15 protein-coding genes are annotated in these 14,580 nt (G+C 62.1%); 12 read left to right on the top strand and 3 right to left on the bottom strand.

Going from position 1 to position 14,580, the window contains the following annotated elements; all coding sequences use genetic code 11:
- Positions 1-33 precede the first annotated feature (33 nt).
- From AC3A43_RS03930 to AC3A43_RS03895, 8 genes are all read left to right on the top strand, one after another.
- On the top strand, positions 34-363 hold the full coding sequence (locus AC3A43_RS03930) for a UrcA family protein (RefSeq protein ID WP_487791225.1): 330 nt from the start codon (positions 34-36) through the stop codon (positions 361-363).
- 235 nt (positions 364-598) lie between these two features.
- A complete protein-coding gene (locus tag AC3A43_RS03925) occupies positions 599-811 on the top strand; it encodes a helix-turn-helix transcriptional regulator (RefSeq protein WP_487791224.1) in 213 nt (70 codons plus the stop codon).
- Positions 804-1,241, top strand: coding sequence for a hypothetical protein (locus tag AC3A43_RS03920; protein ID WP_487791223.1), 438 nt, complete (start codon positions 804-806; stop codon positions 1,239-1,241). The genes AC3A43_RS03925 and AC3A43_RS03920 overlap by 8 nt, the downstream gene beginning before the upstream one ends.
- A 64-nt stretch (positions 1,242-1,305) precedes the next feature.
- Entirely contained in the window at positions 1,306-2,226 is a 921-nt protein-coding gene (locus AC3A43_RS03915; RefSeq protein WP_487791222.1) for a TraB/GumN family protein, read from the top strand.
- Positions 2,223-3,122: a TraB/GumN family protein gene (locus AC3A43_RS03910; protein WP_487791221.1), complete on the top strand. Its 900-nt coding sequence runs from the start codon at positions 2,223-2,225 to the stop codon at positions 3,120-3,122. The genes AC3A43_RS03915 and AC3A43_RS03910 overlap by 4 nt, the downstream gene beginning before the upstream one ends.
- Positions 3,123-3,230: 108 nt before the next feature.
- Positions 3,231-3,866, top strand: coding sequence for a 50S ribosomal protein L25/general stress protein Ctc (locus AC3A43_RS03905; RefSeq protein ID WP_487791220.1), 636 nt, complete (start codon positions 3,231-3,233; stop codon positions 3,864-3,866).
- A 57-nt stretch (positions 3,867-3,923) separates the two neighbouring features.
- Entirely contained in the window at positions 3,924-4,493 is a 570-nt protein-coding gene (gene pth, locus AC3A43_RS03900; RefSeq protein WP_487791219.1) for an aminoacyl-tRNA hydrolase, read from the top strand.
- 5 nt (positions 4,494-4,498) lie between these two features.
- Complete coding sequence (locus AC3A43_RS03895) at positions 4,499-5,005, top strand: P-loop NTPase family protein (protein ID WP_487791218.1); 507 nt, start codon at positions 4,499-4,501, stop codon at positions 5,003-5,005.
- Positions 5,006-5,019: 14 nt separating this feature from the next.
- Here AC3A43_RS03895 and AC3A43_RS03890 read toward each other — a convergent pair whose 3' ends face one another.
- The gene (locus AC3A43_RS03890; RefSeq protein WP_487792018.1) at positions 5,020-6,357 is read right to left on the bottom strand and encodes a sulfatase-like hydrolase/transferase; all 1,338 of its coding nucleotides are present in this window, start codon (positions 6,355-6,357) and stop codon (positions 5,020-5,022) included.
- 266 nt (positions 6,358-6,623) lie between these two features.
- On the opposite strand from AC3A43_RS03890, the gene AC3A43_RS03885 reads away from it, so the two are divergent.
- Complete coding sequence (locus AC3A43_RS03885; RefSeq protein ID WP_487791217.1) at positions 6,624-8,501, top strand: PhoX family protein; 1,878 nt, start codon at positions 6,624-6,626, stop codon at positions 8,499-8,501.
- A gap of 89 nt (positions 8,502-8,590) precedes the next feature.
- Here the strand turns inward: AC3A43_RS03885 and AC3A43_RS03880 are convergent, their stop codons facing one another.
- Positions 8,591-9,247 carry a CAP domain-containing protein gene (locus AC3A43_RS03880; protein WP_487791216.1) on the bottom strand — a complete coding sequence of 219 codons (657 nt, stop codon included), beginning with the start codon at positions 9,245-9,247 and terminating at the stop codon, positions 8,591-8,593.
- A 144-nt stretch (positions 9,248-9,391) separates the two neighbouring features.
- Between AC3A43_RS03880 and ychF the strand changes: the two genes are divergently transcribed.
- Positions 9,392-10,489, top strand: coding sequence for a redox-regulated ATPase YchF (ychF, locus tag AC3A43_RS03875; protein WP_487791215.1), 1,098 nt, complete (start codon positions 9,392-9,394; stop codon positions 10,487-10,489).
- Between the two features lie 1,258 nt (positions 10,490-11,747).
- On the opposite strand, the gene AC3A43_RS03870 is transcribed toward ychF, so the two are convergent.
- The gene (locus tag AC3A43_RS03870) at positions 11,748-12,149 is read right to left on the bottom strand and encodes a MerR family transcriptional regulator (protein ID WP_487791214.1); all 402 of its coding nucleotides are present in this window, start codon (positions 12,147-12,149) and stop codon (positions 11,748-11,750) included.
- 41 nt (positions 12,150-12,190) lie between these two features.
- Between AC3A43_RS03870 and AC3A43_RS03865 the strand changes: the two genes are divergently transcribed.
- Positions 12,191-12,928: a MauE/DoxX family redox-associated membrane protein gene (locus tag AC3A43_RS03865; RefSeq protein WP_487791213.1), complete on the top strand. Its 738-nt coding sequence runs from the start codon at positions 12,191-12,193 to the stop codon at positions 12,926-12,928.
- Positions 12,929-13,004: 76 nt separating this feature from the next.
- Positions 13,005-14,573, top strand: a complete 1,569-nt coding sequence (locus AC3A43_RS03860) for an alkaline phosphatase D family protein (RefSeq protein ID WP_487791212.1) — start codon at positions 13,005-13,007, stop codon at positions 14,571-14,573.
- The last annotated feature ends 7 nt before the right edge of the window (positions 14,574-14,580 follow it).

Raw genomic sequence — 14,580 nt, 5'->3', positions numbered from 1 at the left:
GACCCAACCCAGCCAATCCAAGGAGACATAGACATGATGACCCGCACGCTGATCCTCGCCCTTTCGCTCACTGTTGCCGCGGCGCCCGTCATGGCTGCCGAAACCGGAAACCCCACCGTCGAAGTCCGCATCGACGATCTGAACCTGACCCACGCCGCCGATCGCGAGCGTCTCGACACCCGGTTGAAGAGCGCCGCGCGCAGCGTCTGCTACACCGGCCTTCGAGGCGCCGCGGAAAGCGCCCGCCGGTCGGCCTGCCTTTCAAACGCCCTCGCCAATGTCGAACTCCAGACCAGGCAGGCGATCGCCCGCGCACAAGGCAGTACGCAGCTCGCACTACTGATGGTCGACGCCGCCCGGTAAGACAGGAACGCGACAGCTTCGCTCGCGCCGTGCCTCCCCGGTGACGGCTGGCGACTTGGGCTGGAGCGCCCTCCATAGGGCGGCGCTCCAGCCTCTTGTCTGGCGAAGGACGATCCGACCCTGTCGCCCCAATCCCGACCATTCCCAAGGCCCGGACAAAAATTCCCTTCCCCGGCATTTTGATACGCTATGGGAAGGCCGAGATCCTTCGGGTGGAAATTCTGGCGAGGCGCCGATGAACAATAAATTGAAAGTGCTGCGCGCGATGCGGAACTGGAGCCAGGCGGAACTCGCCGATCGGCTCGATGTCTCGCGGCAAGCGGTGAACGCGATCGAAACGGGAAAATACGACCCCTCGCTTCCTCTCGCCTTCAAGCTGGCGCGGCTGTTCGAAATGCCGATCGAGGAGATTTTCGATGACGGCCATGAAGGAAATATCGATGACTGAAGCCCAACCATCCAAAGCGCGCCGTCGCGCATCGCCGCGCCAGCGACGTTACCGTTTTGCGCTTGGCTTTGCCGCCGTGCTCGGCGGGATCATCGGCGGCTGGATGGTCGCCGACCAGCCGGCGGGCCGCGACGGCCTGGAAACGGCATTCCATGGATCGCTCAGCGCTGGCTTTGCGATCGGCGCATCGCTTTTTTGGGCGGTCGGGCTCGCGATTTCGATGACCATCTATCACCGCGCGATCGACGATCATGAAGAGCGGGCATGGCTGTGGGCGGGACTTGCCGGCTGGTATGCCTTCATCGTTCCCGCCCCGGTTTGGTGGGTCCTGAATCGGGCCGGCCTTGCCCCGCCCGCGGACACGATGTTGCTGTTCCTGTTTTCGATGATCGTGAACGCGATCGTCTGGCTGTGGCTCAAGTTCCGCTGAATATTTTACTCCCATTCCTCGTCAATTCCGGCCATAAGCGCCGAAAATAAAAGGTAATTTCTCCATGAAGACCTGGTTCAAGTTGTTCGCCACCACTTGTGCAGCCATTCCCTTTGCACTGAGCGCAGCGCCCGCCGCCGCCGAAACCGCAGCAGCGCCTGCTGCAGCGACGACCGATGCCGATCCGGCGCTGTGGGTCGTCAAGGATGCGGACACGACGATCTATCTCTTTGGCACCGTCCATGTGCTGAAGCCCGGCCTCAGCTGGTTCGACGAAGCGGTGAAAACCGCGTTCGACAAGTCCGACGAACTCATGCTCGAAATCGTGATGCCCGAGGATCAGGCCGAGATGGCGAAGGTGATGATGCCGCTCGCGATCGACCAGACCGGCAAGACGCTGTCTTCACGCCTCGATGCCGATCAGCTCAAGGCCTATCAGGCGGCCATGGCAAGCGTCGGGCTGCCGCCCGCCCAGTTCGATATCTTCGAACCCTGGTTCCCGGCGATCACCCTGTCGGTGCTGCCGCTGACCAAGCTTGGATATGATCCCGAACAGGGCGCGGAAAAGCTGCTGACCGCGCATGCCAAAAAGGCGGGCAAGCCGGTTGCGGGCCTTGAAACGCTGAGCCAGCAGCTCGGCTTCTTCGACGCGCTTCCCGAAACGCAGCAGGTGACCTTCCTCAACGCGGTGGTCAAGGATCTCGACAAGCTTGGCCCGCAGCTCGACAAGATGGTCGTGCTGTGGGCGAAGGGCGATCCGGACGGCCTCGCCGTGACGATGAACGAAAGCATGGCGGCGACCCCCGAACTCGCCAAGACACTGCTATGGGATCGCAACGCCCGCTGGGCCGACCAGTTGAAAGCGCGAATGGATAAGCCCGGCACGGTGTTTGTCGCCGTTGGCGCAGGCCATCTCGCAGGCGAAAAAAGTGTGCAGGATTATCTGAAAGCGCAGGGCCTGACGGTAAAGCGGGTTAAATATTGAAACTCGAAACGCATCTTTCCGGACAATGGGGTCGCCGCTTTGCGGCGGCCCTTTTGCCGTTGCTGCTCGCCGCATGCGGCACCGTCGAACCGGAACAAAAGGCGCGGCCTGCAATGTGGCTTGTCGAAGATGACGACACACGCATTTATATGCTCGGTACGATGCACGCCCTGCCCCGCGGAACAGATTGGGACGCGGGCAAGGTCGCGGACGCGATAAGCGCCGCCGACGAACTGGTGATGGAATTATCACCGGCCGAACTCGCGGTGGCGGGCGGCGTGTTCCGAAAGCTCGCACCGCGAGACGCGCCGCTTGCAATCAATGCGCGGCTCTCGGGCACCGCTCTGGCGCGGTACCGCGCGCTGGAGGCGACCGGCGACGATTTTGGCGGCGAGCGTTTCGACGATTGGGCCGTCATGGTGTTGATGGGTCAGCGCGTTGCGCAGAACGCCGAACTATCGTCCGCCGACGGCGTCGAAACGGGCCTCACCGAAACGTTCGAAGCGGCAGGCAAGCCGATCGGCGGCCTGGAAACCGCACAAGAGCAACTGATGCTGTTCGAAACTCTGGATCCGCCGACGCAGCGCAAGCTCCTGACCCGTGCGGCGGAGAAATCAAACGATGCTGTCAAAGAGGTCAATGCCTTGACCTCGGCCTGGAGCCGCGGCGATGTTGCGGCACTGGAAAAGGTCATCAACGAAGATGTCGATGCCGTGCCGGCGGCGCGCGCGGCCATTGTCACCGACCGCAACCATCGCTGGAGCGCGTGGGCACGGAAGCGGCTGGAACAGCCCGGAACCGTGCTGATGGCGGTGGGAGCCGGACACCTGGTCGGGACCGACGGCGTACCGGCAATGCTGGAAGCCGAGGGGCTGAAGGTTCGCCGCGTACAATAGCGGGCTGGCGCTTGCATTTCGGGCATTCCGCCGCTAAGCGCCCTCGCTTCCGTCCATGGTCATCCCTGGAGGCGTGGCGGACTGTGAAATCTGTTTCGGAGAAAAATGATGAGCGACCAGCTGGTGCTGTCGGCCGAGACGCGTGATCGGGGAGGCAAGGGAGCCTCACGTGAACTGCGTCGTAATGGCCGCGTCCCCGCCGTTGTCTATGGCGGCAAAGAAGAACCCCTGATGATCCACGTCGAAGAAAAGCTGCTGATGAAGCAGCTGATGACGGGTCACTTCATGAACTCGATCGTGATGATCGAAGTCGATGGCAAGCAGGTGCGTACCCTGCCGAAGGACGTCGCTTTCCACCCGGTCAAGGATCGCCCGATCCACGCCGACTTCCTGCGCATCAGCAAGGATGCCAAGGTCACGGTCGCGGTCCCGGTGCTGTTCATCAACGAAGAAGCCTCGCCGGGCCTGAAGCGCGGCGGCGTGCTGAACATCGTTCGCCACGAGCTGGAACTGATCTGCGATTCGGACAAGATGCCCGATGACATCCAGATCGACGTTACCGGTTATGATGTCGGCGATTCGATCCACATCAGCAACGTCACTCTGCCCAAGGGCAGCGAAAGCGCGATCACCGATCGCGATTTCACCATCGCGACGATCGTTGCGCCGTCGGCTATGAAGTCGACTGCCGGCGACACGGCGAGCGAAGAAGGCGAAGCGGCCGAAGGCGCCGAAGAAGCCTGATCTTATTCGGGCGGCCCCTCCCCTGGCGGGAGGGGCCCTCCACGAAAGGCGGATGGCATGCAGCTCTGGGTCGGCCTCGGCAATCCCGGGCCCCAATATGCGATGCACCGCCACAATGTCGGCTTCATGGCCGCCGACGTCATCGCAGACGTCCACGACTTTCCTGCCCCCGCCAAGAAATTCCAGGGATGGATTCAGGACGGGCGCATCGGATCGCAGCGTATTCTGCTGCTCAAACCCGGCACCTTCATGAACGAAAGCGGCCGCAGCGTGCGCGCCGCCCTCGATTTCTATAAATTGACCCCGCAGGACGTCACCGCTTTCTACGACGAGCTCGACCTCGTGCCGATGAAGGTCAAGGTCAAGCAGGGTGGCGGCGCGGCGGGCCACAATGGTATCCGGTCGATGATCCAGCATATCGGCGAGGATTTTCGCCGCGTGCGGATCGGCATCGGCCATCCGGGGCACAAGGACCGCGTGACCGGCCACGTCCTCGGCAATTATCACAAGAGCGAGATGGAACCGTTGATCGATCTGCTCGGCGCGATCGCGGCCGAAGCGAAATGGCTCGCCGAGGGCGACGATGTACGGTTCCAGAGCGACCTTGCCCGGCGCCTGAACGGCTGAATGCCATGCAGCGCGTGCTCGTCATCGGTCCCTGCGGCGCAGGAAAGTCGACGCTTTCGATCAAACTGGGCGAGAAGCTGGATCTTCCCGTCTTCCACATCGATCAGCTCAATTGGCGCCCCGGCTGGATCGAAGGCGGCAAAGAGGCGTTGCGTGCCAAGCTCGACACCATCACCGCTTCCCAGCGCTGGCTGATCGATGGCAATTACGGCGGCACGCTGGACGTCCGGCTGCGTCACGCCGATACGGTCGTCTATCTCGATTTTCCGATCCGCCTTTGCGTCCGCCGCCTGCTTGGCCGTATCTGGAAATATCGCGGGCGCACCCGGCCCGACATGACCGAGGGATGCCCCGAACGCTTCGATCTCGAATTCCTGTTCTATCTTATGACATGGAATTACGGTCCGCGCGTTCGCACCGAACGACAGCTCAAAGAATATTCGGGCCGCATCGTTCGGCTGCGAAATCCGCGCGCACTAGAAAGCTGGCTAGCCTCCCTCGCGAACGCTTGAGATGGGGGAGCTTGTCAGGCGGCCGGCAGCTTAACCGCTTTGGCCGCCCTGCGACTGCGCAGCATGATCCACGGTACATGCCCATGGTCGAAACGCACGCGCAGGTCGCGCCGGAAATAGGGCGGCATATGGTCGCCGACGATCAGAATATCGGTGTCGGGAAAATCGGGCTTCATGATTTCTGCAGTGATGCTGTCGGACAGCTGCCGCTGCAACTCGAAGCTGCGGCACAGCATCGGATATTGATCGCGCCACGTCGCATTGCCGAGCTGGCAATTGTCGGTGCCCAATTCCGGATCGGACGGCACCGGAATATGACCGTTGAGCGTCAGCCAATAGAGAAATTTGCGCCGGTCCGGCGCTTCGCGCAGTCGCTGGCCGATCAGACGCGGGACGTCGCTGTCGCATGCACCCGGAAACACGCTGCCGCAATGATCGGCGCCCATGGCGATAAGCTCTTTCGAGAACAGCGCGCGTTCAAAACCGATCTTGGGATACCAGTGCGCGCGATTGAAGAAAATGCCGTTGAAACTGTGCAACGCCTCCACCTGGAAGCCCGCGTTCCGAAATTTTTGCGGCAGGCAATCGGCATGATCGAAATCATAGGTCTGGAAATCTGCCCACGCGGCGCAGAGTTCGCGCAGCTCGGCGCTGGTGGTCGATCCATAGTAGCGACTGCGTCCGCGCGTCACTTCATAGCGGCCGCCCCAACGAGCCGGGTTCCACAGCTGGTCCGACAACGCCCGGTCGAACGGGTCGGATGACACGCCCCAGGATTCGACGACGATGACCACCAGATTGCGCGCCCTGACCTGTGAAGGCGCGATACGGTTCTGGATCACCGCGGAATCGACGGGGGCGCCGGTCGGCGCACTCATCAGATAGGAACCGCGCGTCCCGGCGGTCGCGACCATATCGACGGTGATCAGCAAAGCAACGAGACCAAGCGCCAGAATTTTATGATCGCGCGTCTTGAGCGGCGGAATGCGCGGCCCGAGCACAACGAGCGTTACGAGGGATGCGGCCAGCAAAACGGCGCCCATCAGATATTCGGGCGACTGGACGGGGTCGAGTTCGCCCGCAAATTGCATCGAACCCAGCATCGCCGTCAGGTCCAGATTAAATGACAGCGCGATGTAGGCCATCAGGTTGAAAGCAAACAGACCGATGGCGATGATGGTGCGCGCGGGATGATGACCCCAGCTCGACAGAAGCACGGCGATCACGCCGCATATCGTCATCGAAGCCGCCATGCGGGGGCCACCGATCGGCCACATCGCGATAAACGCAAGGTTGGGCAACAGCAGCCACCACAGGCCCCAGCGCCACGGGAAATTCCGCGCAATCTGCATTTGCAAGGCTGATCCCCAATTCCCGTGCAGAGCGAACCCGGCCTGCTTCCCGCGCAAAATCTAGCCGCTTATGGTTAGCATCCGGTAAAATCCGACCCGCCCGGCGTTACGGATCCCGCGGGACCCGCCCCCATGTCACTCAAACGTAACAAGAATCATGTTTTGCTGACACGGTGAAGCCATGGAGCTGACACCTCCCTCTGCAATCGGTGCGCCACCTCATCCGGACAACCAGTCCGGGGCTCAACCGAAAACAGGGGGACTGCATGTCACATCTTACCGACGAATTCCGTGCGCCTTATCGCGGCGAAACCACCGACATTTGCGCACCGGACAGTCTGGAGGCGATCATCGCCGAAAATCCGACGCGCCGTTCGCTTCTGCGCGGCGGGCTGCTTGGACTCTCGGTCCTCCCCGCCATGGCGCTCGCGGCGTGTGACGACACCAGCGGAGATCCGACTGTCACGCTGCCTCCCGCCCCGACGCCGACTCCCACGCCAACCCCCACCCCGCCCCCGGCCAGCTTTGCAGTCAATTTCACGTCGGTCGCTGCCAACCAGAATGACGCCGTGACGGTACCCGCGGGCTATACTGTCGATATTCTTCTTAAAGCAGGTGATTCGGTCGAGGCGGGCACCGCTTATTCGGGCAGCTTCCCAACCCCTGCGGTCGCGGAGAAATGGGCCGGCGGCAATCACGACGGCATGGAATATTTCGCCTTCCCGGGCGTCGATGCCAACAACCGCGGCCTGTTGGCCATCAATCACGAACTGCCCGACTTCAACATTTTGATGGCGGGTGCCTATAATGCGGCAACGGCGACGGCCGACCAGAAGGCGCTCGCGCTGTCGGCGGTCGGCATCAGCGTCGTCGAGATTTCCAAGGGCAGCGACGGCAAATGGGCAGTCCAGGCGGGATCGACCTATAACCGCCGCTATACCGGCAACAGCAGCTATCGCGTCGGCGGTCCGGCTGCCGGCCTGCTGTCGGGGTCGATCAAAGGCATGCTGAACAATTGTTCGAGCGGCCGCACGCCATGGGACACCTATCTCACCTGCGAAGAATCGACCGACAATTACCTCGACCCGACGCAGCCCGAGACGGATTATGGCTGGGTGATCGAGATTGATCCGATGCGTGAGCTGTCGCCGCCGACGAAGCGCACCGCGATGGGCCGTTTCGACCACGAAAACACGGCCTTCATGGCCAACAGCGACCGTCGCGTCGCTTTTTACATGGGCGATGACGGAACCCCGGGCTGTATCTATAAATTCGTCCCCGACCGCGCGTACAGCGCGTCGAACCGCGCCGCGAACGCCGACCTGCTGGACTATGGCACGCTCTATGTCGCGCGCTTCAACGGCGACGGCACGGGTGAGTGGCGCGCACTGGTCGTCGGACAGAATGGCCTGACGGCCAGCGCCTCCGATCCGGGCAATGTGAGCCAGAGCACGACCCCTCCGACGCCGGTTGTCGTCAATTTCAACAATCAGGCCGATGTGCTGATCAACTGCAAATCGGCCGCGCGCGTCGCCGGCGGCACGGTGATGGACCGCCCCGAGTGGATCACCGTCGCGCCGGACAACAAGGCAATATTCGTTACCCTGACGAACAATAGTGGCCGCCGGGTCACCAACCCGATGAACCCGCGCGTGACCAACCTGCACGGGCACATCGTCAAATTCCGCGAAGAAGGCGACTCACCGCTGGCATTGAAGTTCAGCTGGGAGGTATTCCTGCTCGGCGGCAGCCCGACGCTCGCGGCCGGCGGCAGCAACCTGACCGGGAATATCAACGGCGACACCTTCTCCAGCCCCGATGGCATCCGTATCGATCCGCAAGGGCGCATGTGGGTGCAGACCGATCACAGCGTTCCCGGCAATTCGGGTGTTGCGGGCACGACGATCGACCAGGCCTTTGGTCACAATGCGATGTTCTACATCGACCAGGTCACCAAGCAGTCGAAGCGCTTCCTTGTCGGCCCGCTCGGCTGCGAGATCACGGGGCTAGCCTACACCCCCGACCTCAAGACCTTCTTCGTCAATATCCAACATCCGACCGGGAACTGGCCGATCGCTGGCGAGAAGCCGCGTTCGTCGACGATCGTCGTACGGCGGACCGACGCCCAGCCGGTAGGCGCCTGATCCAGCGCGCCGCCCGCCTCCACGTCGGAGGCGGGCGGCGGCGTCAGAGGAATGTCATGTTACCGAAGTCACGGCGCAAGTTCTTGCTGTCAGGGCGCTTTTCTTTGCGGGGGTGGCGGAGGCGAGCCGTCGCGCGTCTGCGACATCAACGTAACGCACATCGTCCGGTGCACCGGGTGCCGCCCGCACGCGACCCCTGCAAAGCGATGCTCGGGACGGAGCAGGCTGTGGCGATGCCCGCGATCCGGGACGCCATCGTCGATCAATAGCTGGTCGACGACGCCCTCGGGGCTATGGTGGCCATAGGTGATCACTTCGTTGACATAGGGCCCGCCGCCCCGCGCCTTCATCCGTTCGCCGGGACCACTACCCCTTGTGTAATGACCGACCGCACCCGACCGCGACTGGACCGCGACATGGTCGGCGGCGGCGCGCGCCAGCGCGTCGCTCCATTCGAGTTCGACGAGCGGCTTTTCGCGACGAAGGTCGCGGATCGCCTCGTCGACGGCGGCGACACCCTCGCGCGTCATGATGTCGATCTCGCTGTCGTCGTTGCTGACCAGGAGCTTGCCCTCGAAGCGGGGGCGATAGTCGCGCAGATATTCGGCATAGGCGGCGGGGTCGCTGCGAAAGCGGTTGAGTTCGGTAAAAACGCCCTCTTCGAAGCGGCTCTGCCCGGCGACAGCGGCGGTTGCAGCAACAGTCAGAAGGATACCGGCGGCGAGAAGGAAGCGGGGTTTCGTCATGCCGGATGCGATAAAGGCGCAAGTCTGAACCGGACGCAACGGCAAAGCGCGGCGGCAAGGACTGGCGTCGGCGACGACTTGGCGCTAGGGGCGCTGCAACAGCGGCGCCTCATTCAACAGCGCGCCGAACCTCACGGAGTTTTTATGGGTTTCAAATGCGGGATCGTCGGCCTGCCCAACGTCGGCAAGTCCACCCTGTTCAATGCGCTGACCGAAACCGCGGCGGCGCAAGCGGCAAACTATCCTTTCTGCACGATCGAGCCGAACATCGGCAATGTCGCGGTGCCTGACGCGCGGCTGGAAAAGCTGGCGGCCATCGCGACCAGCAAAAAGATCATCGCGACGCAGCTCGCCTTCGTCGACATTGCCGGCCTCGTGCGCGGCGCGTCGAAGGGCGAAGGGCTGGGCAACCAGTTCCTCGGCAACATCCGCGAAGTCGACGCGATCGTCCATGTGCTGCGCTGCTTCGAGGATGACGACATCCAGCATGTCGAGAACAAGGTCGATCCCGTCGCCGACGCCGAGACGGTCGAGACGGAACTGCTGCTGTCCGATCTCGAAAGCCTCGAGAAGCGCGTCCCCGCCTTTACCAAAAAGGCGGCACAGGGCGACAAGGAAGCGAAGATTGCCGCCTCGGTACTCGGGCAGGCGCTCGACCTGCTGCGCGAAGGCAAGCCCGCGCGGCTGACCCAACCCAAGGACGAGGAAGAAGCCCGCGTGCTGCGCACCGCGCAGCTCCTGACTTCGAAGCCCGTCCTATATGTCTGCAACGTCGATGAAGGCAGCGCCGCGAACGGCAACGCCTTTTCGGAAAAAGTGTTCGCCAAAGCCGCCGCCGAAGGCGCGCAGGCGGTCGTCGTTTCGGCGGCGATCGAAAGCGAGCTGGTGACGATGGACATGGCCGACCGGCTCGAGTTCCTCGAAGAAATGGGCCTTCACGAAACCGGCCTCGCCCGCGTCATCCGCGCCGGATACGAGCTGCTCCACCTGATCACCTTTTTCACCGTCGGGCCGCAGGAAGCGCGCGCATGGACCGTCCACACCGGCGCCACCGCCCCCGAAGCCGCGGGCGAGATCCACAGCGATTTCCAGAAGGGCTTCATCCGCGCCGAAACGATCGCCTATGACGATTATGTCGCGCTGGGCGGCGAAGCGCGCGCGCGCGAAGCCGGCAAGTTGCGCGCCGAAGGGAAGGCCTATGTCGTCCATGACGGCGACGTGATGCACTTCCTGCACAGCTGATCCGCTTCGTCATTGCATGGCCGGCCGGCGCTTAAAGCCACAAAAGCCCGGCATGCGTGGGTCCGAATTGTGTCTTTTGCGGCTTTAGGGCGACACATGTGCGCGTCGCAAATGTCTCATAGTCGCGTTAGGCGGAGGAGCAGATGGTTGACGTGTTCAAAGAGCCAGTCGAATGCTGGCATGTGGAAATAATGTAGGAAAGCTGTTTTGAGCAGCGATGGGTCTGCTTTGGGGTGGTTAGTTGTACATCTGCTTTTCGAGCGATAGAGTGGATAGCGGTCATTAGGAGACGATCCACTTCAGGATCATTGAATGCGCCTATCGCGCGGCGCGCAAGGACAATATCCCGTGTTCCTGACGTTGGTCGTCGCCGCCCTAGCCATCGCGCTCGTTATTCTGAAGAAGCGTGGCGCGCCACCTTTCAGACCCCCGCCACATGACGTCGCTCCGTTGTCCGGATGGCGCTTCGTTGTCCGGTGGGCAATCCTCACGGCGCTCATCGTCACAAGCTACTTCGCATTCGGCAAAATCTTCACTGCCATGGGATCGTAGCGCAGCTACCATTCCGAAGTTGGGCATCACGACTATGCGCGACGGCAATGGCCGCTATCGGAAATCAGCATCGGCCCATTCTGCGACCAATTTTGGTCGTTTCCGGTCATCGCCCCACCTCTCTTCGAGAGTGGGCGGGCGCAAGCCGCCAGCAAAAGTCATGGCGATCGCATATTTGCGAGCAGACTAGCGTATAAACAGCCATGCAAGGTTTCCGAGGGCGACCAGCGCAAAAAATCTCCCGAGCCAACGAAGCGCCTTCACGCCTGTGTCACTTATGCGAGACTGCCCAAGGCTTATGGCGAGAATAGTCCCACGGGGGGCGACTGCAATCAGCGCGAACCAAACGAGCGCGAGCGCGTAGAAAGCCTTGTCAGAAAGAGGAAGCATCACGCAGGGTTCTCTACCGGCTTATGCTTCATCAGCATCCATACCCGCTCATCAAAGCGCGCTTTGTAATCGTTGGTCATGGTCGATCTTTCGCACGCGCTGCGAACGTCCGCAATTGGTCGATGGTGTTGAAAAAGTCCGAAGGGGGTTTTGACGGGAAACATCGGAATCGGGCTGGCGCATTCTGCGCATCAATCATTCGCGAGCCCGAGCGGCCGTGAATCATTCTTGCTGAGAATCGATGTGCGCGTCGCCGCGGCCGACTTTTTCAACAGTATCGGTCGTTAGCGGCCATTCTCGGAAGTTTCGACGGCCCCTATGGCTCGAATGCTGTCAAAATCGGGCACGGCCCTTTGTCGCTCGCCGCACACTGGTCGGCGAGGCGTGCGAGGGCGGCGCGCGTTGTGGTCATCTGCGCGATCTTTTCGTCGAGCACGTCGATCCGCTGGCGTGCGAGGGTGCGGACACGCACGCGATCATCGCTGGCCTCCAGCGCCAGCAGTTCGGAAATCTCGTCGAGCGTGAAGCCCGACGCCTGCGCCGAGCGGATGAATTTCAAGCGCCTGACGTCGTCCGCGTCGTAACGGCGAATCCCCCCGCCCCAGCCGTCGCCCCCGCTGCGGGCGGGCATATCGAGCAATCCGCGGCGCTGGTAATAGCGCACCGTTTCGACCCCGACATCGCCCGCGGCGGCCAATTTTCCGATCGTGAGTTGCATCGCTTGACTCCGTACCATGGTACGGAGGCTATATGGGATGCATGAAACACCAAGCAACACTCCATCGCATGGTCATGCCGGGTCACACCTGCCCCTATGGCCTCAAATCGAAACATCTGCTGGAAAGCCGCGGCTTCATAGTCGACGACCGCTGGCTGACGACGCGCGAGGTAACTGACGCGTTCAAGGCCGAGCATGGCGTCAAGACGACGCCGCAGACCTTTATCGACGGGGTGCGGATTGGCGGGCATGACGATCTGCGCCGCCATTTGGGGCTGAAGGTCGCCGATCCCGACGCCACCAGCTACACCTCCGTCATCGCACTGTTCGCAATGACCGCGCTGATGGCGCTGGCCACAAGCTTTTCGGTCTATGGCGAGCTTTTTACCCTACGCGCCGTCGAATGGTTCATCTCGTTCAGCATGATCGTCCTCGCGCTGCTGAAGCTTCAAGATGTCGATAAGTTCGCGACGATGTTCCTGAATTACGACCTGCTCGCCAAGCGCTGGGTGCCCTACGGCACAATCTATCCGTTTGCCGAGGGGTTGGCCGGCGTGCTGATGACCGCGAATGCATTGCCATTGATCTCGATCCCGCTTGCGCTGTTCATCGGCGGCATCGGCGCGGTGTCGGTATTCAAGGCTGTCTATATCGACAAGCGCGACATCAAATGCGCGTGTGTCGGGGGCAGCAGCAAGGTGCCGCTCGGCTTCGTTTCCCTGACCGAAAATGTGATGATGGTCGCGATGGCGCTGTGGATGACGTCGATGTGGCTCTAATCGCCGCCGCATCGGTCATTGATGAAACATGGGACTGGGCTATCAGGGGCTTCGAATCGCCCCACGGAGCCCAGCCATGTTCAACCGCCGTCACTTCCTTGCCGGGGCCACCCTCGCCGGCCTTGCCGCCCCCGCTATCCTGCGCGCCGAGGGCGGTATTTTTCGCGAGTTCCCGTTCAGCCTCGGCGTTGCGGCGGGCGATCCGGCGAGCGACGGCTTCGTTATCTGGACGCGTATCGCCCCCGAGCCGATGGAGCCGCATGGCGGGATGCCGCTGACCAACGTGCCGGTCGATTGGGAGGTCGCCAGCGACGGCGGATTTCGTGATGTCGTCGCCAAGGGTACAGAGCTTGCGCGACCCGAGCTGGCGCACAGCGTCCATGTCGAGGTCGCGGGGCTGCAGCCTGACCGGCCCTATTATTACCGCTTTACCGCCGGCGGCGAGCGCAGCCTGCGCGGCCGCGCGCGCACCCTGCCGGCGCCGGGCGCCAAAGCCGACGCGCTGAAATTCGGCGTCGCGGGCTGCCAGCATTTCGAGGCTGGCTTTTTCGGCGCCTATCGCCACCTTGCGCGCGAAGACCTTGCCTTCGTCTATCATTATGGCGACTTCATCTATGAATATAGCGAGGAATATCTGTTCAACACCGGGCTGCCGACGCGCCCGGTGCGCAAGCATGCACATCGCGCACTCGTCGACCTCGGCGATTTTCGTACCGCCTATGCCCAGCAGCTCGGCGACATCGATCTGCAGGCGGCGCGTTCGGTCCACGCCTTTCTGTCGAGCTTCGATGATCACGAGATCCGCAATGACTGGGTGTCCGACATCGACAATTGGAAGCTGAACCTCGACGTCAACGATCCTGAAGCCGCGCCGCCCGAAGTCTTCATGCTGAAGAAACAGGCAGCGATGCAGGCGTGGTACGAACATATGCCCGTGCGCAAGGCGTTGTTGCCGCGCGGCGGGATGGTCGCGATGAACCGCGAGTTTCGCTATGGCGACCTGATGGCGATGCAGTTACTCGACACGCGGCAATATCGCAGCGACCAGCCATGCGACGACGGCTTCAAGCCCGCGTGTCCGGGCGTGTTCGACAAGAGTACGCAAGTTCTCGGCAAGGCGCAGGAAGAGTGGCTCGGCCGCAATCTGGCGAAGGGCGGCGCGACGTGGAACGCCTTTGCCCAGCAGATCACGATGATGTCGCTCGACCGCCGCCGCAAGGCAGAGGAGCCGAAGAAGATCGTCAATCTCGACAGCTGGGCGGGATATGAGGCGCCGCGCGAACGCATCCTGTCGCGCATGGCGGGGCTCAAGAACAATGTCGTGCTGACGGGCGACGAGCATCAGAATTTCTGCGGCGATCTCGTGTCGAAGGACAAGATAGTCGGGGCCGAATTCGTCGGCACGTCGATTTCGAGCGGCGGCGACGGCAGCGACAAGCGCAACGGCACCGATACCTTCCTCGCGCTCAATCCCGAACTCAAATTCGCGAACGACCAGCGCGGCTATATGGTTTGCGACGTCAATCGCGAGGCGTGGCAAACGCATTTCATGGTCGTCGACAAGGTGACGACCCCGGTCAATACGCTGTCGAAGCGCGCGACGGGCGTCGTCGAAAATGGCGTCGCCGGGATTAAGATGGCTTGAGCTGTCG

This window comes from Sphingopyxis sp. Soil_C_28 (assembly GCF_057657055.1).
This window is presented reverse-complemented; position numbering and strand designations above follow the sequence as displayed.